Annotated in this window: 26 protein-coding genes; 14 read left to right on the top strand and 12 right to left on the bottom strand. The window is 72.7% G+C overall.

The genetic code is table 11. The features are described from left to right. Window positions 1–3 precede the first annotated feature (3 nt). From AB0B02_RS25040 to AB0B02_RS25055, 4 genes are read left to right on the top strand one after another with little or no spacing between them, the layout of a single operon-like run. On the top strand, window positions 4–891 hold the full coding sequence (locus tag AB0B02_RS25040; protein ID WP_281933460.1) for a sugar phosphate isomerase/epimerase family protein: 888 nt from the start codon (window positions 4–6) through the stop codon (window positions 889–891). Continuing rightward, window positions 888–1,949: a Gfo/Idh/MocA family oxidoreductase gene (locus AB0B02_RS25045; protein ID WP_281933462.1), complete on the top strand. Its 1,062-nt coding sequence runs from the start codon at window positions 888–890 to the stop codon at window positions 1,947–1,949. The genes AB0B02_RS25040 and AB0B02_RS25045 overlap by 4 nt, the downstream gene beginning before the upstream one ends. 1 nt (window position 1,950) lies before the next feature. Next, window positions 1,951–3,027 (top strand): Gfo/Idh/MocA family oxidoreductase, encoded by a 1,077-nt coding sequence (locus AB0B02_RS25050; RefSeq protein ID WP_357304068.1) that lies wholly within the window; start codon window positions 1,951–1,953, stop codon window positions 3,025–3,027. Window positions 3,028–3,073: 46 nt separating this feature from the next. Then, on the top strand, window positions 3,074–3,472 hold the full coding sequence (locus AB0B02_RS25055) for a hypothetical protein (protein WP_357304071.1): 399 nt from the start codon (window positions 3,074–3,076) through the stop codon (window positions 3,470–3,472). Between the two features lie 15 nt (window positions 3,473–3,487). On the opposite strand, the gene AB0B02_RS25060 is transcribed toward AB0B02_RS25055, so the two are convergent. From AB0B02_RS25060 to AB0B02_RS25100, 9 genes are all read right to left on the bottom strand, one after another. Beyond that, the gene (locus AB0B02_RS25060) at window positions 3,488–4,948 is read right to left on the bottom strand and encodes an endo-1,4-beta-xylanase (protein WP_357304074.1); all 1,461 of its coding nucleotides are present in this window, start codon (window positions 4,946–4,948) and stop codon (window positions 3,488–3,490) included. A 308-nt stretch (window positions 4,949–5,256) separates the two neighbouring features. Further along, the gene (locus AB0B02_RS25065; protein WP_357304077.1) at window positions 5,257–7,149 is read right to left on the bottom strand and encodes an EAL domain-containing protein; all 1,893 of its coding nucleotides are present in this window, start codon (window positions 7,147–7,149) and stop codon (window positions 5,257–5,259) included. Continuing rightward, complete coding sequence (locus AB0B02_RS25070; RefSeq protein ID WP_357304232.1) at window positions 7,136–7,756, bottom strand: sigma-70 family RNA polymerase sigma factor; 621 nt, start codon at window positions 7,754–7,756, stop codon at window positions 7,136–7,138. The genes AB0B02_RS25065 and AB0B02_RS25070 overlap by 14 nt, the downstream gene beginning before the upstream one ends. Then, entirely contained in the window at window positions 7,756–8,049 is a 294-nt protein-coding gene (locus AB0B02_RS25075; RefSeq protein ID WP_357304080.1) for a hypothetical protein, read from the bottom strand. Before AB0B02_RS25075 ends, AB0B02_RS25070 begins: the two co-directional genes overlap by 1 nt. A 212-nt stretch (window positions 8,050–8,261) precedes the next feature. After that, window positions 8,262–11,444: a DUF87 domain-containing protein gene (locus AB0B02_RS25080; RefSeq protein ID WP_357304083.1), complete on the bottom strand. Its 3,183-nt coding sequence runs from the start codon at window positions 11,442–11,444 to the stop codon at window positions 8,262–8,264. Beyond that, the gene (locus tag AB0B02_RS25085) at window positions 11,444–12,097 is read right to left on the bottom strand and encodes a hypothetical protein (RefSeq protein WP_357304086.1); all 654 of its coding nucleotides are present in this window, start codon (window positions 12,095–12,097) and stop codon (window positions 11,444–11,446) included. The genes AB0B02_RS25080 and AB0B02_RS25085 overlap by 1 nt, the downstream gene beginning before the upstream one ends. Further along, window positions 12,084–13,202 carry a DUF559 domain-containing protein gene (locus tag AB0B02_RS25090; protein ID WP_357304089.1) on the bottom strand — a complete coding sequence of 373 codons (1,119 nt, stop codon included), beginning with the start codon at window positions 13,200–13,202 and terminating at the stop codon, window positions 12,084–12,086. The genes AB0B02_RS25085 and AB0B02_RS25090 overlap by 14 nt, the downstream gene beginning before the upstream one ends. Window positions 13,203–13,219: 17 nt before the next feature. Beyond that, the gene (locus AB0B02_RS25095) at window positions 13,220–13,414 is read right to left on the bottom strand and encodes a DNA-binding protein (protein ID WP_357304092.1); all 195 of its coding nucleotides are present in this window, start codon (window positions 13,412–13,414) and stop codon (window positions 13,220–13,222) included. 243 nt (window positions 13,415–13,657) lie between these two features. Beyond that, on the bottom strand, window positions 13,658–14,143 hold the full coding sequence (locus tag AB0B02_RS25100) for a carboxymuconolactone decarboxylase family protein (protein ID WP_281933478.1): 486 nt from the start codon (window positions 14,141–14,143) through the stop codon (window positions 13,658–13,660). 167 nt (window positions 14,144–14,310) lie between these two features. Here AB0B02_RS25100 and AB0B02_RS25105 point away from each other — a divergent pair, with 167 nt between their 5' ends. Continuing rightward, window positions 14,311–15,210, top strand: coding sequence for an RNA polymerase sigma-70 factor (locus tag AB0B02_RS25105; RefSeq protein ID WP_357304095.1), 900 nt, complete (start codon window positions 14,311–14,313; stop codon window positions 15,208–15,210). Continuing rightward, window positions 15,207–15,530: a hypothetical protein gene (locus AB0B02_RS25110; RefSeq protein WP_281933482.1), complete on the top strand. Its 324-nt coding sequence runs from the start codon at window positions 15,207–15,209 to the stop codon at window positions 15,528–15,530. The genes AB0B02_RS25105 and AB0B02_RS25110 overlap by 4 nt, the downstream gene beginning before the upstream one ends. A gap of 3 nt (window positions 15,531–15,533) precedes the next feature. Here AB0B02_RS25110 and AB0B02_RS25115 read toward each other — a convergent pair whose 3' ends face one another. Then, a complete protein-coding gene (locus AB0B02_RS25115) occupies window positions 15,534–16,718 on the bottom strand; it encodes an MFS transporter (RefSeq protein ID WP_357304098.1) in 1,185 nt (394 codons plus the stop codon). Window positions 16,719–16,895: 177 nt separating this feature from the next. Next, window positions 16,896–17,672: an SAM-dependent methyltransferase gene (locus AB0B02_RS25120; RefSeq protein WP_357304103.1), complete on the bottom strand. Its 777-nt coding sequence runs from the start codon at window positions 17,670–17,672 to the stop codon at window positions 16,896–16,898. A gap of 60 nt (window positions 17,673–17,732) precedes the next feature. Between AB0B02_RS25120 and AB0B02_RS25125 the strand changes: the two genes are divergently transcribed. After that, a complete protein-coding gene (locus AB0B02_RS25125) occupies window positions 17,733–18,221 on the top strand; it encodes a hypothetical protein (protein ID WP_281933487.1) in 489 nt (162 codons plus the stop codon). 44 nt (window positions 18,222–18,265) lie between these two features. On the opposite strand, the gene AB0B02_RS25130 is transcribed toward AB0B02_RS25125, so the two are convergent. Continuing rightward, window positions 18,266–19,048, bottom strand: a complete 783-nt coding sequence (locus AB0B02_RS25130) for a prepilin peptidase (protein ID WP_357304107.1) — start codon at window positions 19,046–19,048, stop codon at window positions 18,266–18,268. Window positions 19,049–19,732: 684 nt separating this feature from the next. Here AB0B02_RS25130 and AB0B02_RS25135 point away from each other — a divergent pair. From AB0B02_RS25135 to AB0B02_RS25165, 7 genes are all read left to right on the top strand, one after another. After that, complete coding sequence (locus tag AB0B02_RS25135) at window positions 19,733–20,194, top strand: hypothetical protein (protein ID WP_281934606.1); 462 nt, start codon at window positions 19,733–19,735, stop codon at window positions 20,192–20,194. Window positions 20,195–20,259: 65 nt separating this feature from the next. After that, window positions 20,260–21,132: a hypothetical protein gene (locus AB0B02_RS25140; protein ID WP_357304237.1), complete on the top strand. Its 873-nt coding sequence runs from the start codon at window positions 20,260–20,262 to the stop codon at window positions 21,130–21,132. Further along, the gene (locus AB0B02_RS25145) at window positions 21,129–21,794 is read left to right on the top strand and encodes an SAF domain-containing protein (RefSeq protein ID WP_357304110.1); all 666 of its coding nucleotides are present in this window, start codon (window positions 21,129–21,131) and stop codon (window positions 21,792–21,794) included. Before AB0B02_RS25140 ends, AB0B02_RS25145 begins: the two co-directional genes overlap by 4 nt. Next, entirely contained in the window at window positions 21,794–22,627 is an 834-nt protein-coding gene (locus AB0B02_RS25150; RefSeq protein WP_357304113.1) for a ParA family protein, read from the top strand. The genes AB0B02_RS25145 and AB0B02_RS25150 overlap by 1 nt, the downstream gene beginning before the upstream one ends. Further along, complete coding sequence (locus tag AB0B02_RS25155) at window positions 22,617–24,161, top strand: CpaF/VirB11 family protein (protein WP_357304117.1); 1,545 nt, start codon at window positions 22,617–22,619, stop codon at window positions 24,159–24,161. The genes AB0B02_RS25150 and AB0B02_RS25155 overlap by 11 nt, the downstream gene beginning before the upstream one ends. Next, window positions 24,158–25,060 (top strand): type II secretion system F family protein, encoded by a 903-nt coding sequence (locus tag AB0B02_RS25160; protein WP_281933495.1) that lies wholly within the window; start codon window positions 24,158–24,160, stop codon window positions 25,058–25,060. The genes AB0B02_RS25155 and AB0B02_RS25160 overlap by 4 nt, the downstream gene beginning before the upstream one ends. Continuing rightward, the gene (locus AB0B02_RS25165) at window positions 25,060–25,923 is read left to right on the top strand and encodes a type II secretion system F family protein (protein ID WP_357304122.1); all 864 of its coding nucleotides are present in this window, start codon (window positions 25,060–25,062) and stop codon (window positions 25,921–25,923) included. The genes AB0B02_RS25160 and AB0B02_RS25165 overlap by 1 nt, the downstream gene beginning before the upstream one ends. Window positions 25,924–25,948: the final 25 nt, after the last annotated feature.

Here is a 25,948-nt window from a genome sequence, read left to right on the forward strand (position 1 = left end):
ATCGTGCAATTCGGCTTCAGCTCCTACTCCTTCTACCAGCACCTGCGTACCGGCCGGATGAGCCTCTTCGAGGTCATCGACTGGATCGCGGCCAGCGACGCCACCCACATGGAGATCGCGACCGTGTCGCTCTCCCCGGAGATCTCCAACGACACCTCCACCCTCGACCAGGACCCCGATCTCGTACGCGAGATCAAGACCCGCGCCGCCGACCAGGGCGTCACGCTGTCCAACCTGGTCGTCCCGGCCGACCTGCTCGGCGCCGACGCCGACCGGCACATGCAGCGGGTCAAGCGGCACCTCGACGTGGCCGCCGAGCTGGGCATCACGCTCTTCCGCCACGACGTCGCCAAGTGGGCGCACCGGGCCAGGGACGTCGCCGAGTTCGAGGCGCTGCTGCCCCGCATGGTCGAGGCGTGCCAGGAGATCGCCCGCTACGCCGCGCAGTACGGCATCACCACCAGCGTGGAGAACCACGGGCTGCTGATGAACGGCGGCGAGCGGGTCCGACGGCTCATCCACCTGGTCGACGAGCCGAACTTCAAGACCACGCTCGACGTCGGCAACTTCATGTCGGTGGACGACAACCCGGTGGTGGCGGTCGCCGGCAACGCGCCGTACGCCAGCATCGTGCACCTGAAGGACTTCTACGTCCGCTCGCAGTTCCCCGGCGACGGCTGGCACCACACCCCCGGCGGCACGTACCTGCTCGGCTCCATCGTCGGCTACGGCGACCTGGACATGCGCCGGATCGTGCGGGGGATCCTCGACGCCGGCTATGACGGTTTCGTCTCCATCGAGTTCGAGGGCATCGAGGAGTGCCTGATGGCGAACCCGATCGGCCTGGCCAACGCGAAGCGGCTCTTCGCCGAGGCGGGGGCCCCCTCATGAGCCGGCTCGGCGTGGGCGTGATCGGCGTCGGCAGCATCGCGGACATGCACCTGGGCGCGTACGCCGCCAACCCGGACGTCCATCTCGCCGGCGTGTTCGACGTCAACCAGGAGCGGAGCGCGCAGAAGGCGGAGACGTTCGGCGTGACCCGCGTCCATCCCACGCTCGACGGCCTGCTCGCCGATCCGGAGATCGACGCGGTGAGCATCTGCACCTGGAACGACACCCACGCGGAGATCGCCACCGCGGCGCTGGACGCCGGCAAGCACGTCCTGGTGGAGAAGCCGTTGAGTCGTACCGCCGGGGAGGCGCAGGCGCTCGTCGACGCGGTCGCGCGCAACGACCGCCATCTCCAGGTCGGTTTCGTCCGGCGGTTCGGCGCGAACGCGCTGGTGCTCAGGTCGTTCGTCGACGCCGGGATGCTGGGCGACGTCTACCACGCGCGGGCGACGAACATCCGACGGCTCGGCAACCCGGGTGGCTGGTTCGCCGACCGGGCGCGGTCCGGCGGCGGGCCGCTCATCGACATCGGCGTGCACGTCCTGGACCTCTGCTGGTACTTCATGGGCACGCCGCGGGCGGTCACCGTCAGCGCGGTCACCCACTCGCCGCTCGGCAACCGGGCGAACGTCACCTCGCTGTCGCGCTACAAGGTCGCCGACTACGACCCGACGCGCAGCGACGTGGAGGACTTCGCCGCCGCGCTGATCCGGTTCGACAACGGCGCGTCGTTGATGCTGGAGACCAGCTACTCGCTGCACGCGCTGGAGGACCGCCTCGAAGTGGCGGTCTTCGGCGAGCGCGGCGGCGCGGAACTCGAACCGGCGCTGCGCATCGCCACCGAGATGCAGGACACTGTGCTGAACGTGGCACCCCAGATCGACCATCTGTCGTTCGACTTCGCCGAGGGGTTCGCCAACGAGATCGCGCACTTCGTCGCGCTCTGCCTCGGCGAGGCCGAGGAGGTCGCGCCCGTCTCGCACGGCGCGGAGGTGATGCGCATGCTCGACGGGATCTACGAGTCAGCGCGGACCGGTCGAGAGATCAGGCTCTCCTGACATGGCCGACGCACGGGGACCGGTCCGGGTCGGCGTGGTGGGATGCGGCAACGTCAGTTCCCGGTACCTCGCCAACCTGGCCGGCCAGCCGGCCGTCACGGTCGCCGCCTGCGCCGACGCCGACCCGGCGCGGGCCCGGGCGCTCGCCGCCGCCCACCGGGTGCCGGCGGTGCTCCCGGTCGACGACCTGCTGGCGGATCCGGGTCTCGACCTGGTGCTCAACCTCACCCCGCCCCGGGCGCACGCCGAGGTGAGCCTGCGCGCGCTGGCGCACGGCAAGCACGTCTACACGGAGAAGCCGCTGGCCACCACCATGACCGACGGTCGCCGCGTCCTCGACGCCGCGCGGGCCCGGTCGTTACGGGTCGGCACCGCGCCGGACACGTTCCTGGGCGTCGGGGCGCGGACCTGTGCGGCGCTCGTCGCCCGGGGCGCGATCGGCACGCCGACCTCGGTGGCCGCCGCGATGATGAATCCCGGGCCGGAGCGGTTCCACCCGGAGCCCGAGTTCCTCTACCAGGAGGGCGCCGGCCCGCTGTTCGACATCGGGCCGTACTACCTCACGGTGCTGACCGCGCTGATGGGTCCCGTCGTCCGGGTGGGGGCGCTGGGCGGCACGGCGCGGGCGCAGCGGGAGGTGCTGACCGGGCCCCGCGCCGGGTCGACCTTCCGGGTGGAGACCCTCACCCACATCAACACCGTGCTGGAGTTCGCCGGCGGGGCGCTGGGCACGCTGGTGACCAGCTTCGACGTCGCGGCGACGCGTACGCCGCACCTGGAGATCCACGGCACCGAGGGCACCATCGTCGCCGCGCAGGCCAACTCGTGGGGTGGCCCGGTGCTGCTGAAGGGGCCGGGCACCGACTTCGTCGAGGTGCTCCCCGGCCCGCGGGGGTCCGACGGGTTCATGGGGATGGGGCTGGTGGACATGGCCGAGGCCATCCGGACCGGAAGACCGGCGCAGGCGACGGGCAACCGCGGGCTGCACGTGCTGGAGGTGCTCACCGCCATCGCCGACACCGCCCGCACCGGCGGCGGCTTCGCCACGATCGGGTCGACGCTGGAGACCGCCGGCTGAGCGGAGGCTTGCGCTGGAGCGAACTCCAGCGCCTGGCGTCGCCGCCATGGCACAGACGACAGGCATGGCACTGACGTCGCCCGGCGGAAGCTGGACGCCGTACACGTTCGAACGCCGGGCTCTGCGCCCGGACGACCTCGCGGTCCGCGTCACCTGGTGCGGGGTCTGCCACACCGACCTGCACGCGGCCGAGGCGCTGACCGCGGACGCCCCGCCGGGCCATTTCGTGGCGCTCGGCCCCGGCACCCCGGAGCACTCCGCGCAGCGGCTGCGGATCCTTCAGGAGCAGGAGGAACGGCTGCACCGCCGCCGCGCCGAGCTGGACGAGGACCTGCGGGTGATGCGGCACAAGATGGCGGATTTCCGCGACCTGATGGCGCACGGCCGCACCTGCGAGGACGACGACCTGCCCGACGACTGCGGTGGCCCACCGTCACCACGGTGAGCCACCGCCTGTCGGTCAGTTGGCGACGAGCCGGAACTGCTGGTTGGCCTGGCCGTTGCAGTCGTAGAGCTGGACCTGCTGGCCGTTGGCGGTGCCCCAGACGTCGAGGCAGCGGCCGGACTGCACGCCGCTGATGGTGCCGTTGGAGTTGACGTTCCACTGCTGGTTGGCCTGCCCGTTGCAGGCGTAGATCTGGACCGCCGCGCCGTTGCCGGAGCCGGCCGCGTCCAGGCAGCGGCTGCCACCGTAGATGGTCAGTTGCTTGCTGCTGGTGTACGTCCACTGCTGGTTGGTCTGGCCGTGGCAGTCGTAGAGCTGCACCCGGGTGCCGTTGGTCTGCGACGAGTTGGGCACGTCGACGCACCGGCCGGACTGGCTGCCGACGATCCGGCTGCCGCCGCCGGACGGCGGCGGCGTGGTCGGCCCGGAGGTCGGCGTCGCGGTCGGCGAGGTGGTCGGCCCGGGGCCGGCCGCGTTGAGCGCGTTCAGGACCGAGGTGTACGCGGCCTTCTTGTTGCCGCCGCCGTCGAACAGCAGCGGGTTCTCGTTGGAGCGCCACGAGTCACTGTCGCGCACGCCCCACACGGTGATGCCGATGCAACGCGGCACGTTCAGGCACGCCTGGGTCAGACCCTGGTACTGCGAGGTCGACGAGTTGGTGACGTCGACCTCGGTGAGCGCCACGTCCACGCCGAGCGCGGCGAAGCTGGACAGCGTGGTCTGGAAGTTGCTCGGCAGCGAGCTGCCGCCGGTGAAGTGGGTCTGGAGACCGACGCAGTCGATCGGCACGCCCCGGGACTTGAAGTCCTGGATCATCCGGTAGACACCCTGCGTCTTGCCGTACGACCAGTTCTCGATGTTGTAGTCGTTGTAGCAGAGCTTCACCGACGGGTCGGCCGCCCGCGCGGTGCGGAACGCCACCTCGATCCAGTCGTTGCCGGTGCCCTGGAGGTTGGAGTTACGGCGGCTGCCGTCCTCGTTGAACGCCTCGTTCACCACGTCCCACGCGGCGAGCTTGCCCTTGTAGTGGGCCATCACGCCGTTGATGTGGTTGATCATCGCGTTGCGCAGCGTGCTGCCCTGCATGTTCTGCATCCAGCCGGGCTGCTGGGCGTGCCAGGCCAGCGTGTGACCGCGCACCTTCAGGCCACGCTGGGTGGCCCAGTTGTAGATCTGGTCACCGGAGTTGAAGTTGAACTGGTTCTGGTTCGGCTCCGTCGCGTCCGGCTTCATCTCGTTCTCGGCCGTGATCATGTTGAACTCACGCGCCGCGATGGTGCTGTACGTCGAGTCGTTCAACCGGCTCGCCGCGATGGCGGTGCCGAAGTAGCGGCCCGACTGCGCGGCGGCGGCGCCCAGCGTGCTGGCGGCCTGGGCCGGGCCGGGCACCACAAGTGCGGCCCCGGCCAGGGCCAGCGAGCCGGCGGTGGCGGCCAGCAGCAGGCGGTAGGGGCCACGCCTTAGTAGACGTTTCATGACACTCCTCTACATATCGGATGAGGATGCGCAAGGCTGTGTGCACGGACCGCGCACCTGGCGGGGACACCACCGGGACGGTGGTGCGCGGTCCGGGTCACCGGCCCCGAAACTTCCGGAAGACTACCGGTAACTTCACCGCAACATACTCGCGACAAGTTGATCGGTCAACGTCAATGAGCCCAGAAGCTGGCTCGGCACAGTCGCCGAAACTTCCAGTCCCCGGGTGCCACGCGTCAGGCGACGCGGGGACCGACCGAGATCCGTCAACTCGTCCGGACCGCGGCTCGCACCGCGCCCGACGACGATCAGCCGAGCGCGGTGTACTGCGGCGGGAACCGCAGTTCCAGCTCCACCGTCTGCGCCTCCGTCCGGCTGACGGTTATCGGCTCGGGTCGTCCGGTCCGGTAACCCTGGGCGAAGTCGACCCCGAGGTTCCGCAGCAGCTCGATGGTCTGCTCGTCCTGGACGTACTCGGCGGCGACCCGGATGCCGAGCGCCTCACAGAGCTTGACCAGCATGGACACCAGGGCCTGACTTGCCGGCGACTGGCAGAGGTCGACGATGAACGTCCCGTCGATCTTGACGAGGTCCACCGGGAGTTGCTTCAGATGGGTGAGCGTGCTGTAGCCGGTGCCGAAGTCGTCAAGTGCCAGGTGGCAGCCGACCTCTCTGATCCCCGTCGCGAAGGCCAGCGCCTCGTTCCGGTTCTCGATGAGGGCGGTCTCGGTGATCTCGAACGTCAGACACTCCGGCTTGACGCCGTGCCGGTCGATCGCCTCGGTCACGAAGGCGAGCAGCCCCGGGTCGGCGAGCGACCTGCCGGAGAGGTTGACCTGGTAGTGGGAGGTCTGGGCACCCCGGCCGATCAACTCCAGGGCGTGGTCGACGACCCACTTGTCCACCGTGAGGATCTCCCCGACCCGCTCGGCCATGTCGAGGAAGGCCCAGGGTGCGACCGGCTCACCGGTGTCACTCCGCACCCGCAGCAGGATCTCGTGGCGGGTGACCTGGTTGAGCTGGAGATCGACGATGGGCTGCGCGTACAGGGCGAATCTGTTCGCCGAGACCGCGTGCCGCACCCGGGAACGGCACCGGTCCGCCCGCTCGCCGTCGGCGACCGGCTGGTCGAGCACGGTGATGGAGGCCGCGTTGCGGCGGGCGTCGCGGGCCGCGTGCTCGCCGTCGACGAGCAGGTCGAATCCGCTCGCACTGATCCCACCGCCGAAATGCACCACGCCCGCCGAGGTGTTGAGTCGCACCGTCTTCTGCCGGACGCTGAACAGGTGGTTCCGGAACCGCTCGACGATCCGAGCCGCCAGGCGCTCGGCGTCGTCCCCGGCCGGCGTGAGGAGCACTCCCCACAGGCCGGAGCCGACAAGTCCCCCCGTCAGCTCGCTCCCGACGACCGTACGCAGGAGACGGGCGACCGCCGCGGTCAGCTGGTCGCGGTCCTCGTCGGTGAGCGCCTCCGGCAGCCGGGTGGCGGGTTCGGTCGCCACGACGACGACGGCGCCACCGGTGGTGCGGCGGGCCCGATCGACCTTGTCGATGACGTAGCCGCGGGTCGCCAGCCCGGTGAGGGCGTCCCGCGCGGCCGGGTCGGCGCAGAGCATGCGGCTGCGGACGGCGAGCCGGCGACGTTCGCGCCGGGCGAGTTCGAGCGTGGTGACGTCCTCACCGGTGGCGACGATTCCGGACGGCTCGCCCTGGTCGGTCGTGATCTCCAGGTGGCAGTGCACGTGGCGGATGCTGCCGCCGGGGCGGATCACCCGGAAGCCGACCTCGCCGGGACGCTTCCGCTCCCATACGGCCCGGACCGCCGCACGGACCCGCCCCGCGTCCCCGGGATGCACGAGGCCGAGAAGCGTGTCGGGGGTGAGCCGGAACGTTCCTGGCGCGTGCCCGAAGATCCGCGCCATCTCGTCCGACCAGAAGATCCGCCCGACGCCCTCGGTCCCACCGGCCGTCCAGGTGACGGTGCCCAACTTCGACAGTTGGGCGACGCGCGCGACCCGGGCCGCCTCGTCTGCGTCGCAGGTCAACGGGTCGACGAGGTCGGCGTCGACCAGGATCTTGTAGCCCTCGGCGAGTGAGAGTTCGTACTGGCTCTGCGCGGCGCGCGCGACCCGCCGCGCCCGGGCGAGTTCCAGCGGACTGGGCGTGGTCTCGGCCAGGGCCAGGATGTCATCGAGATCCACGGCTCTCCCCCTGCCGCCGGTGGCCGTCCGGGCCGGTGTAGCCGGCCTCCTCGGCCAACTCGCGCAGCCCTCGCCGGGCGGCCACCTTGTAGGAGCGGACGCTGTTCTCGGTCAGCCCGAGGATGCGGGCGATCTCCTGGTTGGAGAATCCCTCCTGCGCCATCTGGAACACCTCGGCGTGCCGCGTCGGGAGCTGGTGCAACCAGCCCCGCAGCGTCTCCTGCGCCTCCCACACGTCGGCGATGTTCGAGCGCGGCATCGGCGGCAGGTCCTCCGGGGCCATCGCGGCCTCCCGCTGACACCGCTGACGGTCCTTCATGATCTTGAACCGCGCGGTGACCACGATCCAGCCGATCGGCCGGTCGTGGGCCCGCAGCTCGGACCACTTGACCCGCCCGTGCAGGTACGCCTCGTTGAGCGCGTCCTCGACCACCTCGCGGTCCCGGCACGCCGACCTGAGGATCCGCTCCACCTGGTGGTAGGAGGCCTCGGCGAACACGGCGAACTCCTGGTCGTGCGCGGCCTTCACGCGAGCGGCCTCAGCCTTCCGCGCCGTCTCACGGTCGGCCTGGTCCGTCGTCAGGGCGGCGGTGCCCTCGAACTCCATCACGCCGCCTCCTCGACGGCCTCGGCCTTCGCCACGCCGCGGCCACCCAACTCCACCTCGCGGTGCCCGTCGCGGTCGCGCTCCACGATCCGCACCATGTCGTGGTCGGTCTCCGCGAGCCTGATCAACCAGGTGACCCGGGCTGTGGTACGTGTCGTCGCCTCGCGTTCCTCCTGTATGCGTGCCCGGTACGCGACCCACGCGCGCACCAGTCCGGCCACCGCCCCCGCGACGGCCACAGCCACGGCCATCACCTGATAGCCGGTGAGCGGTTCCGCCAGCGCTTCGTTCATCGTTCCCCTGCCCCCTTCGGTCGCCAATTACTATCCGTGGCGGGCAGCGGATGTAGACGCCTCCGCGTCCACAATGTTCTCGAAGATCGATGATCAAGGCTTCTGGCAGTACATAAAGCACAAAGTCATCTCATCGGAACGCTGCGCGAAGTGGTCATGACAATCCCATGGGGGCAATTTGCGCGTAGCTCTCCGTCACTCTCGGCTACCGGTCAACCACCACGGCCGGTCCCGCGCGCCCGGTCCAGCACCTCTTCGACAGTGAGCGGGCTGCGCGGGTGGTGGCTCAACGACAGCGGCGTCCGGATCTTCCGCGGCGCGGCGCCCTCGGCGGCGAGATAGAACTCGCCCACCGTCAGCCGGGAGATGTCCGGCACGTCCCCGCCCTTGGCCCGGGCCATCTCGCGAGCCGCCTCGATCTGGATGGGGCTGTTCATCAGGCCGTACACCTGGGTCGCCGCGTTGCCGGGGATGCGGTTGTGCAGCCCTTTCGGCGCCTGCGTGGCGAAGATCAACCCGAGCCCGTACTTGCGGGCCTGGGCGGCCAGCGCCAACGTGCTCTGGGTGCAGGCGGTCATCGCCCCGGACGGGGCGAACGTCTGCGCCTCGTCCATCACGAGCAGTCCCAGCAGCGGCCGGTCACCGGCCGGGTGCTTCTTGATCCAGGCGAACAACGCCATCTGGAGCTGGTTGACGAAACTCTGGCGGACGTCGTCGGACGGCAGCCCCACCAGGCTGACGACCGAGACCCGGGAACGCTTGCCGGCGGCGGGGGTGAGCAGCACGCCGGGGTCCATCGGCGTGCCCTCGCCACCGAAGAGCGGGTCGTTCACCATGGCGGCGGTGAGCGTCTGGGCGAGGCCGAGACCGATCTTGTCGGCGTCCTCCAGGTCGATGATCCCGTCCGGCAGGTCGGCGAGCGTGTCGACGAGGCCCTTCAACCGGGAACCGCCGCGCCGGCCGTAGTGCTCGACGGCCTTGCGCAGCACCGCCAGCCCCAGGTGCGCCCGGGTGGCCCGTCCGGTGACCATGGCCCGTGGCGCGAGCGCCGCGACGGCCGCCTCGACGGCTTCGCCGAACTCGTCCGGGTCGTCGCGCACGCTGGTGAAGTCGGGCAGCGGCTGGAAGCTCAACGGTCGGCCCGCGCTGCGGCGCGGTGTCCAGACCACCACGTCGGTGTGGGCCAGGTAGTCCGCCGCCCGGTCCGCGTCGCCCGACCGCCACTGCGGCGGCGGGTCGGGCCACGCCTCCCCGAGCCGGGCGAGGTCGTTGTTGGGGTCGAGCACGATGGCGGAGACACCCGCGAGGGCACACTCCTCGACGATGCGGCGGATGAGCACGGTCTTGCCCGACCCGGAGCCGGCGAAGATCGTGGCGTGTTTCCGGAGCGCTTCCAGGGCCAGCGGGACCGGCGCGTCGTCGTCGTACCCGTGTCCCACCACGAACGCCGACCCGGTCGCCGCCGTGGGACCGCTCGCGGCCGAGGGCGGCGTGGGCCGGGTCGCGGGCCGGGTCGATGCGGGCGCCGGTGGCGGCCCGTCGGCCGCCGTCCACCCGTCGACGTCCGCCAGCGCGTGCCGCAGGAACGTCAGGCTCCGGGTCGGACGCCGATCGGCCAGCCAGCCTCGCAGGTCCATGGTGGTCTCGGTGAGCATCGCCCGTAGCGCCGAAAGGGTCCGCAGGTCCTCGTCGTCCAGGCCGATCGTCCGGCCGCCCGCCGCGTGGAACGCGTCGAGCGTCCTCCGGGTGGCCGCGCTGGTCGACCAGTCGCGGTTGCGCAGCAGGAACAGTTTGCGTTTCGTCAGCCCGGTGTCGAGGGCCGACGCCACGCACGCCTTGCGGAGCCGGGCCAGCGCCGCGTTGCCGTGGTGGTTGTCGCTGACCGCCCGGAAACACCAGTGCACCTGGTCCTCGGTGTGCTCGTTCAGCGTCAGGCGCAGCCGGGCGTGCAGCGGCGGGTCCGTGCTCGGCGGCGGATCGACGCTGAAGGCCGCCCCGGCGTCACCGCGTTCCAGGATCCAGGCGGTGAGCCCGGCGGTCAGCAGTGCAGGCATCGTCACGTCCTCCGACGCACGATCGCGCGGCGCGACGAGATCGGCGGCCGCTCGCAGCTCCGCGAAGCGGGCGTCGTAGCGGTCCGTCTCCTCGGCGGTGGCCGTCGCCGGCGTGGGCCGGGGCATCCGGGACGGCGCGGCGGAGGGCTCGCCCAGGCCGGTCATCTCCCGGACCTCGTCGTCGGCGAGGCAGGCCCGGATGTGCCCGTCGATCTCGATCAGCAACTGGCGCGGGGTGAACGATCCGGCCCCGGCGAAGGCGCCCGGGGACACCGGCCACGAGGGGTACGGCGGGGAGAACCCGACCCCCTGGTAGCGCAGCGCGAACCGCTTCTCGACGATCGCCCGGCCCAGGTCGGCGTCGTCGATGCGGCGCAGCATCGGCGTCTCCCGGAACCGGTCGGCCACCGTGTCGGCGGCGGTGGACCGGATGATGGTCCACGAGTTCGGGATGCAGGCGAGCACGGTCAGCGTGCGCCGCGTCGTCTGGCGCAGCGACATCAGGCCGTCCGCCATCCGGGCCAGCGTCAGCGCCTGCTCCGGGCTCATCGCGGCGCCCACCACGGCCGGGTCGCTCTGGATCGCCAACTGGGCGATCAGCGTGTCGATCTGGTCGATCGCCACCACGGACGGGCCGGTGAGCGCCAGCAGCCAGGACAGGTCCTGCACGATCTGCTGGGCCGGGCGCGGCACCCGACGCATCCCCCAGGCCGCGCGTTCGCCGGGCGTCATCTCCTCGCCGGAGAGGAAGTAGTTCTCCGCGACGTCCCGGTGGGAGATGTTCTCGGAGGCGCTCAGCGCGAGCGCCCGCGCCGTCTCCTGGCAGGTACGGGCCGCGTGCCGGTCGAAGTCGCCCAGCCCTTCCAGGAACGCGTCGAGTGCGGCGCGGGTGAGCTCGGTGTCGCCCATCACCGCCCGGCGGGCCGTCCGGGGCGCGCCCACCAGCGCCGACAGCCGCCGCAGCAGCAGCTTGAGCTGCGTCTCCGGGCTGCCGGGCACCGGCCGGGCCAGGCCGTCCAGCATCGCGGCGAGCACCCCGTCCCAGAAGCTTTCGGCGTCGAGCAGACCGACCAGGAAGAAGTAGCCGCCCCGCTGCTGCACCCGTTCACGGATCACGCCCAGCAGGTGGGTCTTGCCGGACCCCCGCTGACCCTGGACGACCAGGCCGAGCGGGCTGCCGTGTGGGTTCGACGCGGCCTCGTCCACGCCGGCGAGGACGTCCCGGACGACCGGGAGGTGCAGGCCGTCGACGTGGAAGGGCAGCGGTCGCCACACGTCGTCGGGCACCGGCGCCCAGTCGAACCGCAGCGCTGCCAGCGCGGCCCGTTCCGCCTCGTCCATCACACGCCGATCGCCAACAGGTGGTTCTCCTGCCCGCCGAGTCGCAGCGCCGCCGCGTGGTCCGCCTCGGTGAGCGTCTTCTGGTTCGACTCCGGTGCGATGCTCACGCCGTCGCTCCGGCTGAGCCCGCGCAGCGCCTCGTCCAGGTGCTCCCGCGACACGTCGGCGAAGAACGGGCGCAGCCGGCGCAGGCTCACCCAGGCCCCCGGCTCGTCGGCGAGCGCCCGGTAGGCGCTGACCACGCGCGCCTCCATCGACCTGGTCGGCCCGGCCGCCGGAGCGGATGCCGGAGCGCGCACGTCGGTCAAGGCGAACAGCTCGGCCAGCGTGGCGCAGCCGCTCCGCGCCAGGACGCGTTCACGCAGGTTGGTCTGGAGGGCGGCCAACGCGGCACCGAGCGCGGACGCGCCGCGCAGCGTGAAGTCGAGGTCGGTCTGCATGCGTACCCAGCCCTTGTCGTCGAGCTGGAGGGCGTACGTCGACCCGCTCCGGCGGCTGGCGACGTACTGCAGACGGGTGAGCTTGTCCCGCTGCGGCTTACGTACGTCAAGCTGGTAACGGTCGCGGAGTTCGGTGTTCAACACCTCCCGCGCCTCGGCCATGAGCACGACGAGGATCGCGCTCTCGGATGCGGTCAGCTCATCGCCGGCCATGCTGCCGTCCTTCCGCCATGTCCCGGCGACGGGCCCGCAGATACGTGCCGATCTGCTGGACCACGGCGCCGACGTCGTGGATCACCCGGGCGTTCGTGAAGCGCAGGACCGTGTAGCCGTCCAGTTGGAGCTGGACGTCGCGCTGCCGGTCCGCCTCGTAGTGGACCGGACGGCAGTGCTCCGGCCCGTCGATCTCCACCACGCACCGTTCGTCCGGCCACAGTAGATCGAGTCGCACCGGCGTGGCCAAGCCGTGCGACTGAAAGCTCTGGTTCCACCGTCGTCCGGCCGCCCAGCTCTCGGCCGCGAGTGCCGCCTCCAGCCGTTTCTCGACGTCGCTGCCCGGATGTGGCTTCCCCACCGCCGGGCCGCCGGGGAGCAGGGCGCGCGGTGGCGCGAGCCGGAACGCCGGCAACCCTTCCGGCCCGGCCGCGCCGGCCCCCACCAGCCAGACGGCCGGACCGCCGTGCTGCCCGAGCCAGGTGGCCCCGGCCGCGACCACCGCGCCGTCGGCGGCCGCCGGTTCGACGAGCAGCACCACCCGCCGCCGCCCGAACGCGCCGGCGACGAGGCGGGCCAGCGCCGCCGCCCGGGTACGCACCGGAAGCGGCGTGGTGGTGTTGGTGGTGGCCCGTCGGCCGGTCACCGCGTAGCGGGCCAGGTCGGGCAGGAACGTGCCGGGATACCGCTCGCGGCGGGCCCGCGCGGTGGCCGCGGCCCGGACCGCCGCCAGCCCGGCCGTGTCCGGGCGGACCCCCTCGGCGATCTCGGGCAGCCAGGCCGGCAGCAACTCGACGGCGACCTGTTCGAGCCGGTCCAGCGCGGCGTGCACGACGTCCGCCGGCATGACGGGTCGAGTGGCCGGGCGGTGCACTACGGCGGCCAGGTCCGGATGGTCGCGGGCGATCAGCATGGCCAGCGCGTCGGTCTCCGCGTCGGGCAGGGCGACGACGCGATCGGTGGGGACGTCGGCGAGGCTCCGGTTGGACAGCAGCGCCAGCCCTCCCCACCGTCGACCGAGACGTCCCGGATCAGGGTACGAATCCGATTCGGACCACGCCAGGCTGTCGCACTGACCGCAAACCGACAGTGCCCCGGACCTCACTGGGGTTCCGGGGCTCCTTACTCCTGCTCGTCGAGGTGTGGCCGGTACTCGCGGATCCAGGCTTCGATGTCCTCGGTGCGCCACACGCGCCCCGTCGCGAGCGTCTCGTACGGCTCCGGCCAGTCCGGGCGCTTCATCAACTGCTCCACGCGCTCACGGCTGACGCCCAGCCGGGTACGGATCTCGTACGCACCCATCAGACGGCGTCCCATGCTCGGGACGCTAGACACTCCCTCACTAGGGCGTACCCTAGTTGGGCGAGGCCTTGTCGATGTACATGGCCGGCTGCCTGTTCGATGCCACCGCCGACCTGATGAAACTCAATGACAACCCGGGGCCGTCGCCGGTCGAGTTGTTCGAGCGGTTCCTCGCCTGGACGGCTCGCCGCACCCCGGCAGCGACCGGTAGCGGCCCGGCCCGGAGACGATCCCCGGACCGGGCCGATCCCCCGTTCTTCAGCCGAGCGCGGCGGCGAACATGCCGGCCTCGTACGAGCCGCCCGGCTGGTGCGCGATCACCGCGACCCGGTTCGCCGCGTTGATCAGCCCGACCTGGCAGACCAGCGCCGCGAGCTGGTCGTCGTCGAAGTGCTTGCGCACCTGCGCCCACGTCTCGTCGGAGACCCCCTGGTGGGCGTCGGCCAGCCGGGTGCCCTCCTCGGCGAACGCCAGGGCGGCGCGTTCGGCATCGGTGAAGACGGTCGACTCGCGCCAGGCGGCAACCAGGTGCAGCCGGACCGCGCTCTCCCCGGCGGCGGTGGCCTCCTTGGTGTGCATGTCGATGCACCAGCCGCAGCCGTTGATCTGGCTGGCCCGCAGCGACACCAACTCCTGAACGGAGTGCGGCAGCGACGACTGTTGGATCACCAGACCCGCGTTGGCGAACCGCTTGAAGAACTTGGCGGAAATCGGGTTCTCGAACAGGTTGATTCGGGTTTCCATGGGTTCGCCCTCTCCGGTGGCGTGGCGTTCGGTCGAACACGAGATGCCGGCGGCGGGGGCGGCGTGACACCGTGACCGGGTGACGCCGGCCACAGGGATGAGGTGTCACATCGTGCCGGCGGCCGGCGTCTGGTGGGGAACGCAACCGAGCAGTGGAGGAGCCAGCCATGACGGACCCGGCCACCGAGGAGTTCCTCGCCCACCGGAACCTGCTCTTCACGGTCGCGTACGAGATGCTCGGCTCGGCCGCCGACGCCGAGGACGTGATCCAGGAGACCTGGCTGCGGTGGGCCGGCGTCGACCTCGACGAGATCCGGGACCGGCGCGCCTACCTGGTCCGGATCACCACCCGCCAGGCGCTGTCCCGGCTGCGCGCGCTCGGCCGTCGCAAGGAGTCGTACGTCGGGTCGTGGCTGCCCGAGCCGCTGCTGACCGCGCCCGACGTGGCCGACGACGTGGCGCTGGCCGACAGCGTCTCGATGGCGATGCTGCTGGTGCTGGAGACGCTCGCGCCGACCGAGCGGGCCGTGTTCGTGCTGCGTGAGGTGTTCGACGTCGGGTACGACGAGATCGCCGAGACGGTCGACCGGACGCCGGCCACCGTGCGGCAGATCGCGCACCGGGCGCGTGCCCACGTGGCGGCGCGCCGGCCCCGCCGTACCGTCTCCGCGGCCGAGACCCGCGACGCGCTCGACGCGTTCCGGCGGGCCGTCGAGACCGGCGACCTCCGGTCGTTGCTCGCGGTGCTCGCCGAGGACGTCGTGCTGGTCGGCGACGGCGGCGGGATCAGGCAGGCGATCCCGCGCCCGGTCGCGGGCGCCGACAAGGTGGCCCGCCTGCTGGCCGGCGGCTGGCGTCGGGTCGCCGAGGCGGCGTCGATGGTGCCGGCGCAGGTCAACGGCTATCCGGCGCTGCTCGTGCGGCTCGACGGCGAGCTGGACACGGTCGTGGCGGTACGCCTCGACGACGGCCTGATCACCGGGCTCTACGCGGTGCGCAACCCGGAGAAGCTGTCCCGGATGACTAGGGAGACCACGCTGAGCCGCCGTGCGACGATGCCCGGATGAGCAGCGACGCCCCCGCCCGAGCCGGGATGAGCAGCGACGCCCCGCCCGACGTCACCGCCCTCGCCATCAACGTGGCCGTTCCGGAGGCGCTGCGCTGGACCGACACCCGGCGCGGCGAGGAGTTCACGCTGACCACGCTCAACATCCGGCTGCTGCCGGACGGCCGGCTCGCCGCGAAGGCGTACGGCCGGCCCACGGCGGGTGGGCGCGGCGCGTACGTGTCGTTCCGGGTGCCGGACCGGCCGGAGCTGGCCGCGCTGGTGGCGGCGGCGGCCGACCGGGCCGCGGCGCTCTGGGCCGCCCACCGCGGCCTCGGCTGAGCGTCACGCCGGCCGGTTCCGCTCCGCCCGGCGCACCACCTCCGGCGTCACCAGTCCCATCACCAGGAACACGCCGCCGAGCAACAGCCAGCCGGGCGCGCCCCAGGTGATGCAGCACAACGCCAGCACGGTCGGCGCCACCACGTTCGCCAGCCCGGCGCCGAACCCGAACACGCCCATGTACTGCCCCTGCGCGTGCGCCGGGGCCAGGCTGAAACGCAGCTCCATCGAGCCGGCGGTGTGCCACAGCTCGCCGACGGTGTGCACGCAGACACCGAGCCCGATGCCGGCGACGGCGAGCCAGGTGGGCAGCGTGGCGGTCGCGGCGACGACCGCCATCCCGGCGAGGAAGGCGACCCCGGCCCGGCGTACGGCCCGACCGGCCGCGTCGCTGCTGTCCACGCCCCGGCTCGCCCGGACCTGGAGCAGCACCACGAGCGCGGTGTTGGCCAGGGCGGTCGCGCCGACCAGCCAGCGGGGCGCGTCGGTGTGCCCGACGATCCACAGCGGCAGCGCGAAGAGCAGCACCTGGTGGTGGATCGACATGACGCCGTCCAGCACGGTGACGGCCACGTACCCTCGGTCGCGCAGGGCTGTCCAGCGGCCGGCGCGTGGCGGCGCGGGCACCGGCGGCAGCGCCGGCAGGGCGGCGACCACGGCCGCGGCGGCGACGAAGCTGAGCGCGTTCGCCAGCACCAGCGCCAGGTAGGCCGGGCGGCTGTCGAACTGCACGGCGAACCCGGTCGCGATCGCGGCGCAACTGCCGGCCAGATTGGCGACCGAACGCAGGTACGCGCGATATCTCGGTAGGTCGTCGCCGCCGATTCCGCGAACGAGTGGTCCCCGCGCCGCGCCCCCGGCGGAACGGGCCAGTTCACCGACGCAGAGCGCCACCAGGACCAGCCAGAAACTGCGGACGACAAGCAGCGCGCCCATCGCCGCGCCCTGGATCACGAGCATGCCCAGGTAGACCTCCCGGGGCCCGCGCCGGTCGGCGAGATGCCCCACCGGTACGCCCGCGAGCAGGCCGGCGCCGGCGGCGACGCCCATGCCGAGGCCGACCTGGGCCAGCGGCAGACCGACCACGCGGGTGAAGAACAGCGCGGCGGTGACCATGAAGACGCCGCTGCCAATCATGTTGACGAACGTCGCCAGCGCGAGAATGCGCTGCGGTCGCGTCTCCGGCACGAGTCCTCGCCGGACCAGTGGCGGAACATGCTTCTCGATTGTGGGCACAGTGGACATCGGTGACCTCCCCGTCAGATCAGCTCGGCGAATCTAACGAGGATTTCCGCCCGATCTGATCGGTTCGTCGGCCGATACCGCAGATGCCCGATGCTTGCTAACTTGGATGTCGTGGGGAGGTCAGCGCCGCACGCCCACCCCGCCGTAACCGTGCGACACCGCGGCCTGCGGCTCGCCGTCCGGCCGCCAGTCGGCCAGCCGGACCAGACCGGGCTCGACCAGGTCGTACCCGTCGAGGAAGCGGGCCACGTCGGCGTGGGTGCGGGGCACCAGCGGCGCGCTGCTGCGCCGGTAGACCTCGGTGCCGGCCCGCGCGGGCAGCGGCGGCGCGCCGTCCAGCGTCAGGTGCGACAACGCGAGCAGGCTGCCGGGTGCGGTGGCGTCGCGCAGCCGGGCCACGGCCGTCCACGGGTCGTCCGCGTCGGGCACGAAGTGCAGCACCGCGACCAGCAGCAGCGCCACCGGCTCGCTGAGGTCGAGCGTCGCGCGCAGCGTCGGATCGGCCAGCAGCTCGTCGGGCCGCCGCAGGTCACCGCGGACCACCACGGTGCGACCGCCGTCGGTGGGCAGCAACCGCCTGGCGTACGCGACGGCCACCTCGTCGGTGTCCACGTAGACCACCCGGGCGTCCGGGTTCACCGCGCGGACCACCTCGTGCACGTTGCCCTGGGTGGGCAGCCCGGCGCCGACGTCGAGGAACTGGCGTACGCCCCGCTCGGCCGCCCACCGCACGGCCCGGCGCAGGAAGGCGCGGTTGGTCTGGGCCGCCACGCCGGTGTCCGGAAAGATCTTCAGGATCTCCTCCGCGGCAGCCCGGTCGGCCGCGAAGTTGTGGCATCCGCCCAGGTAGTAGTCGTACATTCGGGCGACGTTGGGTCGCGTTTCAGCAGCCGTCACGCCCTGATGTGTAGCACCCTGGGCGACGAACCGCTGACCCGTTGTTCCCAGGAGGTACCGATGACCGATCGGCGGCAGACCGTGGAGGTCGACCCGGTGCTGTTCCGCGCCGTCTACGACTCGCCCGCCTCGCTACCGGGGCGGCACCGGTGGACCACTCCCGAGTCGGACGTACGCCGGATGGAGCGACTGCTGAACATCCCGGCGCACAGCATCGGCGCGCCGCTGTGGGTCAGCGGCGACGAGCCGGACTGCCCGAAGTGCGGACGCCGGGTGACCTGGTACGACATCGTCTCGTCCGCGCTGCACGGGGTGCACGACACGGCGATGATCGCGCGGGTGGTGCTCGGTGAGCGGAAGTACGTCAACACCGAGGTGCCGGACGCGGTGCCCGGTGTCCACTGTGCCGACTGTCGCACCCCGATCACCGGGCTGCGCAGCTTCAAGTGCCACAACTGGGCGTACGCGTTCGAGGCGCTGGAGAAGATCGTCGAGCGGATGTCCGGCGTACCGGCCCAGCCGCCGGGTGACCGGGGCACGGATCGTTAGGCGGGGCCCCTTCTCTACCGGAGGCGTTAAGCGGGGGCCCGTCCTTACCCGCTGCCGGTGGTGAGCACCAGCGTGGCGGCGGTGCCGAGGATGAGGAACGGCCCGAACGGCAGGTGACTGCGCCAGCGGACCCGCCGGGCGGCGAGCAGCACCAGCCCGGCCAGCGCGGCCAGGGTGACCGCGAGCACCAGCCCGGCCACCAGGACCGGCCAGCCGTACCAGCCGAGCAGCGCGCCCGCGCCGAGGGCCAGCTTGGCGTCGCCGAGGCCGAAACCGCGCCGGCCGAACAGCACGGTGGTGGCCGCGAAGCCGGCACCGAGCGCCAGCCCGGCCGCGACAGCCCGTACCCAGGGTGCCGGGCCGGGCCCGGCCAGCGCGGTCGCCCCGAGCAGTACCGCGGTGCCGGCGGCGGCCGGCCAGGTCAGCCGGTCGGGCAACCGGTGCGCCGCGGCGTCCACAAGCGCCATCGGCACCGCCCAGACGAGCCACCAGGCCAGCGCTAGACGCGCGCCGGGCAGCCCGCCGGCCAACGCCAGCACCGCGACGGCGACCGCGAGCACCACCTCCGCCACGGCCGGGGGCGTGCCGATCCGCGCCCGGCAGCCGGGGCAGCGGGCCGCCGGCCCGAGCGCCGGCCACGGCCGGTCCAGCCCGATCGGCGTGCCGCAGGCGTCGCACGCCGCCCGGTCCGGGCGGTCCGGCGGTACGGCGTAGCGGGCCACCGCCAGCCGGACCGGCGGCCCGACCGCGAGGGTGGCCAGCAGCCGGACGAGCGGGCGGCGGGTGACGGCCGGCGGGTCGGGGTGGCGGACCCGTTCGGTGGTCATGCCGGCTCCCCCGTCCGGTCGCCGGTGGTTCCACTGCGGAGCACGCAGAGTGACGTCACGGTGATCGGCGTGTGGCGGATGGCGCGGAAAGTGGCGTCCGGCGGGGCCCCGGGGCGTCCGGTGCCGGCGATGGGTGCCGGGCCCGGCCGGCCGACGGGACGGATCGGACGAGCGGGGTGCACCCCACCCATACCGATGGCGCGGCGGCCGGCCGGCGCGGGCGGGTGGACGGGTGCGGGTGAGCGCACACCGACTGTCGGGGCGGCCGGGGAGGACCCGCTCGTCACCGTCCGGAACGCCACCGGCCGCCACCACCCGTCTTCACTCAACGTGTTCACGTGAATTGCCTCTGTTGCATCGGCGGACGTCAGCCTATGCTCGCCCCTTGGGTACGACGCAACCCCCGCTCAATGGCGTCGGAGGCGGACCGGAGACATCACTTCCACATTTGACGAAGATCAGCACAGGTAAATGCACACGGTGGCGGTCGAGGTCCGGTCCGACAGATCCGGGCGTGCTTCCGCATGCCCGGAGCGCTCCGCGCGACCGCACCGGGCCGGCACCGAGGAGGGCTCGGCGTTGCGCACATGGCAATCCCGCCGATGGGAAGGCGGCCTGCTCAGCCTCGTGCTGGCGGTCGGCGCCGCCGGCTGCGGCACCGGGCCCGAGGCGACCACCGGCCCACTGACCGGCCGCGCCGCGGCGCCCGCCGCGCATTCCACCGCCGAGGAGAAAGCGGCCGAAAAAGCGGCGCTCACCGCCTATTCCGGCTATCTCGCCGCGTCCCGGGCGGCGAGCGCCCGCAGCGATCCCGGCCATCCCGCCCTCGGCCGATTCCTGGCCGACCCGCTGCTGACCCAGGTTCGGTTGGCAATTCGTGACGCGAAGGAGCACGGCGCGATGCGTACCGGAAAACTGGTTTCCACCCCCACGGTGGTCTCGGTCGACCTGGCCGCCGAAACGCCCACCGTCGAGATCCAGGACTGCCTGGACGCGACCGGCTACCGGCTGGTCTACGTCAAGAACCGCAAGCCCGTGCCCGGCACCGACGGCGGCCGGTACCTGGCCACCGCGACCGCGGCCCGCTATCCCGACGGTCGGTGGCTGGTCAACGCCGGCGCCGCGCACCGGGACCAGCCGTGCTGACCTGGGGAGGAGGGAGCGTCCCGGCCGACCGGGTCGGAACGCCCCGCCGGTGGTTCGTCGCCGGCCTGGTGGCGGTGCTGACGCTGGCCGGCTCCCCCGCCCGCGCCGCCGACCCGGGCGGCTCGTGCCCACCCGACCAGACCAACTGCGACGTCTGGGACGACGACCCGGGCGTTCCGGGCGGTGGCGGCGGGCCGGGCGGCGGCGGGAACGACGGCGGCGGGAACGGCACCGGCGGAGGCACCGCGAAGTGCCAGTGGAACGGCCAGGTCGTCAAGTGCTACGACGACGTGATGGGCTGGTTCAACAACAGCGACGGCTGCTACTACAAGCTGGCCGAGCCCCAACTCCCCGCGCCCGACGGCAAGCAGTGGTACACCGCCAGTTGCGTCGGCGGCGCCACCGGCCAGCAGGGGAACGTGCTGCTCGACGCGCCGCCGGGCGGCTTCGGCGCCCCGCCCAACCCGGAGGAACTGGCCCGACGCGCGCTTGCCTCGATCTCGCTGCTGCCGCCCCGGGCGGCGGTCGCACCCCGGCGCAGCAAGGGGCCGGGGCTGGTCGGGCTGCCGGTCTGGATGTGGGCCAGTCCCGGCAACTCCTACTTCGGACCGCTGAGCGCCTCCGCGTCGGAGCGGGGCCTCACCGTCTCGATCACCGCGAAGGTGAGCCGGATCGTCTGGCACATGGCCGACGACCTCGACGTCACCTGCCACGGGCCGGGCACGCCCTACAGCTCCAGCGGGCCGCACGCCGGCGCCCCCTCGCCCGACTGCGGCCTGCCCAACGGCTACTCCAAGGCCGACACGTACCAGGTCTACGCCACCACGTTCTGGACCGTCACGTGGTCCGGCGGCGGGGAGAGCGGCGTGATCGACCAGAGCCGGGTCAGCGGTGTCGTCCCGGTGCAGATCAACGAACTTCAGGTGGTGACCCGATGAGTGTGGTGGCGGCCCGGAACGGGACCCCGGTGGAGGCGCCGGTGGCGCCGCCCAAGGTGGTCCGGCAGCGGCGCATCCGGCCTGGCCTGCTCGGCCTGGCGATCCTGCTGATCGCGCTCGGCGGGCTGGGCGCGGCGTTCGCGGTCACCTCGGTCCGGTCCACCGGCAGCTACCTGGCGGTGGCCCGGCCGGTCGAGGTGGGACAGCAGCTCACCGCCGACGACCTGGTGCCGGTCCGCGTCTCCGGCGGGCGCGAGCTGCGGCCGGTGCCGGCCGACCGGATGAAGGAACTGATCGGCCTGCGGGCCGCCGTGCGGCTCACCCCCGGCACGCTGCTCACCCCGGCCCAACTCACCGACGCGCCGCTGCTCGGCCCCGGCCAGCAGCAGATCGCGCTGGGGCTGGCGGCCGACCAGGTGCCCGCCCGCGAACTGCACCCCGGCGACAAGGTGCTGCTGGTCAGTACGCCGACCGCCGGCACCAGCGGCTCCGACGCGGCCCGGGGCGGCGGCACCCGGTTCGCGGCCACCGTGATCGACACCGCCACCCCGGAGAACGGCGACGTGGTGGTCTACCTGGCGCTACCCGTCCGGGACGTGCCGGCGGTGGTGGTGCTGGCCGCGGACGACCGGATCGCGCTCGTGCTCACCGAGGCGGCCTGATGGCGATCATCGCCCTGGTCTCGGCGAAGGGTTCGCCCGGCGTCACCACCACCACGCTGGCCGCCGCGCTGAGCTGGCACCGCCGGCTCGTGCTGGCCGAGTGCGACCCGTCGGGTGGCTCCATCCTCGCCGGCTACCTGGGCGGCGCGCTCGACGGCCCGCGCGGCATCGGCGAGCTGGCCGTCGGCGAACTGCGCGACGGCAGCCTGGAGAGCACGTTCTGGTCCCAGCTCGTCGACCTGGACGCGCCCCGCCGCGAGCGGCTGCTGCTGCCCGGCGTGGTCGACCCGGCCCAGGCCGGCAGCGTGGTCCCGCTCTGGCAGCGCTTCGCCGACTACTTCACCGGGCTGGAACGCGGCGTGCCCCCCTACGACGTGCTGGTCGACTGCGGTCGGCTGGCGGTCGCCGGTCCACCCTGGCCGCTGCTGCGGGCCGCCGCGGTGGTGCTGCTGGTCACCCGCGCGCACCTGCCCGACCTCTCCGCCACCCGGGCCACGGTCCGGGCGATCGAACGGGACCTCACCGAGCACCGCGTCCCCCCGGGCAACCTGCGCCTGCTGGTGGTCGGCGACGGGCACGGCACCAGCGAGATCAGCAAGGCGCTGCGGCTGCCGGTGATCGCCCGCCTGCCGCACGACCCGCGTACCGCCGAGGTGCTCGGCCGCGGCGGCACCGTACGCGCCAACCGGCCGCTCATGCGCGCGGCCGGCGCGTTGGAGGTGCCGGTCCGGGCGCTGCTCGACCGGCGTCGGGCCCGGCTGTCCTGGCCTGGTATGACCGCCTCGGCAGCGGTCAGCGCGCCGACCGCGCCGGGGGTGCCCGGTGCGGTTTGAGCCGGTCTCGCACGACCCGCGCGGGCAGCAACCCGGCGTCGTCTCCACGGTCCCGCCGCTGGCGCCGCCGAACGGACGGCACCACGTGGCCGGCCCGGCGCTCCCCGCCCCGCCGCCGGTGGCACCGCCCCGCCCCCGGGTCGACTTCGCGGTCGTCCGCGAGCTGCGCCGGGAACTGAGCGAACGACTCACCCACTGGCAGCGCGGCCGGGAGTTCGACGCCGACGCCGAGGAGGTCGAGCGGGCCCGACTGGCCGTCGCGGTGGTCTCCGCGTACGCCGACTCGGTGCGCCGGGCCGGCACGCCGATGCCCGCCGACGCGGAACGGCTGCTGCTCGACCAGGTGACCGCCGAACTGGTCGGGCTGGGCCGGCTCCAGACGCTCCTTGTCGACGACACCATCGAGGAGGTGCACATCCTCGGCTGCGACCAGGTGCGTATCACCCGGCACGGCGGCGGCGTCGACTGGGCCGAGCCGATCGCCGAGACGGACGACGAACTGGTGGAGATCCTCCAGGCGGCGGCCCGCCGGGCCGGGGCCACCGAGCGGTCGCTCTCCACCTCCAAGCCCACGCTCGATTTGCAACTGCCCGACGGCAGCCGGCTCGCCGCGGTCTTCCTGGTCAGCCACCGCCCGTACGCGGTGATCCGCAAGCACAACACGCTGGACGTGAGCCTGGAGGACATCGCCGGTGGCCGGCCCGACCTGGACGAGATGATCGATCCGCTGCTGCGCGACTTCCTCCGCGCGTCCATGCGGGCCGGGTTGAACATCATGGTCGCCGGGCTGGCCGGGGCGGGCAAGACCACTGTCATCCGGGCGCTGATGGACGACATCCCGGCCGACGAGCCGTACGTGCTGCTGGAGGAGAGCCGGGAACTGCTGCCGGCCCGGCGCGGGCACAAGCACCGGGCGGTGATGAGCTTCGAGTCCCGGGAGGGGCACGGCGAACGCGGCGCGGACGGGCGACCGGCCGGTGAGGTGAGCATCGCCGACCTGATCCCGGTGTCGCTGCGGATGGGCGTGCTGCGGATCATCGTCGGCGAGGTGCGGTCCCGGGAGATCGTGCCGATGCTCCAGGCGATGACCACCAGTCGCGGGTCGATGTGCACCATCCACGCCCGTACCCCGGCCGGGGTGAGCGAACGGATCATCGAGCTGGCGCTCTCCCACGGCCGGGAGATGACCGTCGACCAGGCCCGCCGGATGGCCGGCAACGCGCTCGACCTGATCGTCTACGTCACGGTCGAGGACGAGACCGCGATCGGTGGCCGCAAGCACCGCTTCGTCTCGCACGTCGAGGAGGTCATCGGCGTCGGCGAGGGCAACCGGATCACCACCACCACGGTCTTCGGTCCCGGGCCGGACGGCCGGGCGGTCCCCCGCCACCTGCCGGAGCGGATCCGCGACCAGTTGATGCGCGTCGGCTACGACTCGCGCCTGCTCACCCGGTTCGTGGAGGCCGGCGTCGGCGCCTGGCGTCGGCCCCGGCACACCCGCCTCGGGCGGCGGCCGAACGGGGGGCCGGCGTGACGCAGATCGAGCTGATCGCGCTGGTCTCCGGCGCGGCCTGCGTGGCCGGGCTGGTGCTGGCCGTGGTCGCGCTGGTCGGCACCCGCCGGCCACCGGGGTCGACGCCGGGCAGCGCCGGGCCGGGTCTGAGCCGACTCTGGACCGGCGCCGGGGCCGGTCGCGCCGACCAGCGACGTCACCAGCTCCTGCTGGGCGGCGCGGTGGCCGCCGGCGCGTTGGCGTTCCTGCTCACCGGGCTGCCGGTGGTGGGCCTGCTGGTGGCGCTCGCGGTGCCCGGGGTGCCGTGGCTGTTCGCGGTCGGCCGGGCCGAGCAACGGGCCATCGCCCGGGTCGAGGCGGTCGGCGAGTGGACCCGGCGACTCAAGGACATCTCGGCCACCGGGCAGGGGCTCCAGCAGGCCATCGTCGGCACCATCACCACCGCGCCGGAGGAGATCCAGGAGGAGGTACGCACGCTGGCCGCCCGCCTCCAGGCCGGCTGGCTGGCCAAGTCCGCGCTGCTGGCGTTCGCCGACGAGATCGCCGACCCGGTGGCCGACCAGGTGGTGGCCGCGCTGATCCTGCACCTCACCGACCGCGGCGAGCGTCTCGGCGACGTGCTCCGCTCGATCGCCGGCGCCGCGTCCGCCGAGGTGGCCACCCGGCGCGAGGTGGAGGCGAAGCGGACCCAGCCCCGGTTCGCGGTCCGCTTCCTGACCGGCATGACGCTCGCCACGCTGGCGTACGGGCTGGTGAACAGCGACTACATCCGCCCCTACGGCACGCTCACCGGCCAGCTCGTGATGGCGGTGCTCGGCGCGGCCTTCATCGGCCTGCTGGTCTGGGTGCGGTCGATGAGCCAGCCGCCCCGCCCGGCGCGTTTCCTGCCGGCGCCCGACCCGGAGGAGGCGATCGCATAGTGGTCCTCAACTGGCAGCTCGCGGTGGCGGTGCTGGGCGGATCGGCGATCGGGCTCGGCCTCTTCCTCGTGGTCCGCGAGGCGCTACCGGCCACCCCGGCGCTCGGCCCGGCGCTGCGCCGGCTGCACCAGCCGCCCGGTCAGGCCCCGACGGCCGGCGCGGGACCGGACTGGCTCAACGGCTTCGCCCGCTGGCTGCGCCCGCCGACCCGGCAACTCGCCCTGCTCGACCAGACCCCCGAGCAGTACGCCCTGTCGGTGCTGCTCTCCGCGCTGATCGGGTTCGTCACGCCGGCGGTCCTCTCGGCCGTGCTCTTCCTGGGCGGGGTGTCACTGCCGGTGGTCGTGCCGGTGCTGGCCAGCCTCGGGATGGCGCTGCTCGCCGGCCTGGTCGCGCACCGCTCGGTGCTGACCAGGGCGGCCGCCGCCCGGGACGAGTTCCGCCAGGCGGTCTGCACCTACCTCGACCTGGTGGCGTTGCAACTCTCCGCCGCGCACGGCCCGGTGCAGTCGCTGGAACGCGCGGCGGCGGTCTGCGACGGCTGGGTGTTCGACCGGATCCGGGAGGCGTTGCGGCTCGCCCAGCTCCAGATGCACTCGCCGTGGGACGAGTTGCAGGAGCTGGCGGACCGGATCGGTATTCCGGAGCTGGGTGACGTGGGCGCCATCATGCGCTCCTCCGGCAGTGAGGGTGCCCAGGTGCACGAGACGTTGCGGTCCCGTGCCGACTCGCTGCGCGACCAGATCCGTACCGACAACCTGACCCGCGCCGAGGGGGTGACCAGCAAGTTGGACATTCCCGGATCGCTGCTGGTCTTCGTCCTGCTCGGCTTCGCCGTCTATCCGTTCCTCGCCCGCCTGTGAACCCCACCCCCGAGAAGGAGAAGAC

The organism is Micromonospora sp. NPDC049240, from assembly GCF_040647835.1.
Taxonomy (GTDB): Bacteria; Actinomycetota; Actinomycetes; order Mycobacteriales; family Micromonosporaceae; genus Micromonospora.

Excerpts from the sequence above, each read along its gene's own strand:
- AB0B02_RS25095 (WP_357304092.1), bottom strand. The coding sequence starts at position 13,414 with ATGGGACGCCGTCTGATGGGTGCGTACGAGATCCGTACCCGGCTGGGC.
- AB0B02_RS25050 (WP_357304068.1), top strand. The coding sequence starts at position 1,951 with ATGGCCGACGCACGGGGACCGGTCCGGGTCGGCGTGGTGGGATGCGGC.
- AB0B02_RS25055 (WP_357304071.1), top strand. The coding sequence starts at position 3,074 with ATGGCACAGACGACAGGCATGGCACTGACGTCGCCCGGCGGAAGCTGG.
- AB0B02_RS25060 (WP_357304074.1), bottom strand. The coding sequence starts at position 4,948 with ATGAAACGTCTACTAAGGCGTGGCCCCTACCGCCTGCTGCTGGCCGCC.
- AB0B02_RS25045 (WP_281933462.1), top strand. The coding sequence starts at position 888 with ATGAGCCGGCTCGGCGTGGGCGTGATCGGCGTCGGCAGCATCGCGGAC.
- AB0B02_RS25100 (WP_281933478.1), bottom strand. The coding sequence starts at position 14,143 with ATGGAAACCCGAATCAACCTGTTCGAGAACCCGATTTCCGCCAAGTTC.
- AB0B02_RS25105 (WP_357304095.1), top strand. The coding sequence starts at position 14,311 with ATGACGGACCCGGCCACCGAGGAGTTCCTCGCCCACCGGAACCTGCTC.
- AB0B02_RS25075 (WP_357304080.1), bottom strand. The coding sequence starts at position 8,049 with ATGAACGAAGCGCTGGCGGAACCGCTCACCGGCTATCAGGTGATGGCC.
- AB0B02_RS25085 (WP_357304086.1), bottom strand. The coding sequence starts at position 12,097 with ATGGCCGGCGATGAGCTGACCGCATCCGAGAGCGCGATCCTCGTCGTG.
- AB0B02_RS25150 (WP_357304113.1), top strand. The coding sequence starts at position 21,794 with ATGGCGATCATCGCCCTGGTCTCGGCGAAGGGTTCGCCCGGCGTCACC.
- AB0B02_RS25125 (WP_281933487.1), top strand. The coding sequence starts at position 17,733 with ATGACCGATCGGCGGCAGACCGTGGAGGTCGACCCGGTGCTGTTCCGC.
- AB0B02_RS25145 (WP_357304110.1), top strand. The coding sequence starts at position 21,129 with ATGAGTGTGGTGGCGGCCCGGAACGGGACCCCGGTGGAGGCGCCGGTG.
- AB0B02_RS25070 (WP_357304232.1), bottom strand. The coding sequence starts at position 7,756 with ATGGAGTTCGAGGGCACCGCCGCCCTGACGACGGACCAGGCCGACCGT.
- AB0B02_RS25130 (WP_357304107.1), bottom strand. The coding sequence starts at position 19,048 with ATGACCACCGAACGGGTCCGCCACCCCGACCCGCCGGCCGTCACCCGC.
- AB0B02_RS25080 (WP_357304083.1), bottom strand. The coding sequence starts at position 11,444 with ATGGACGAGGCGGAACGGGCCGCGCTGGCAGCGCTGCGGTTCGACTGG.
- AB0B02_RS25110 (WP_281933482.1), top strand. The coding sequence starts at position 15,207 with ATGAGCAGCGACGCCCCCGCCCGAGCCGGGATGAGCAGCGACGCCCCG.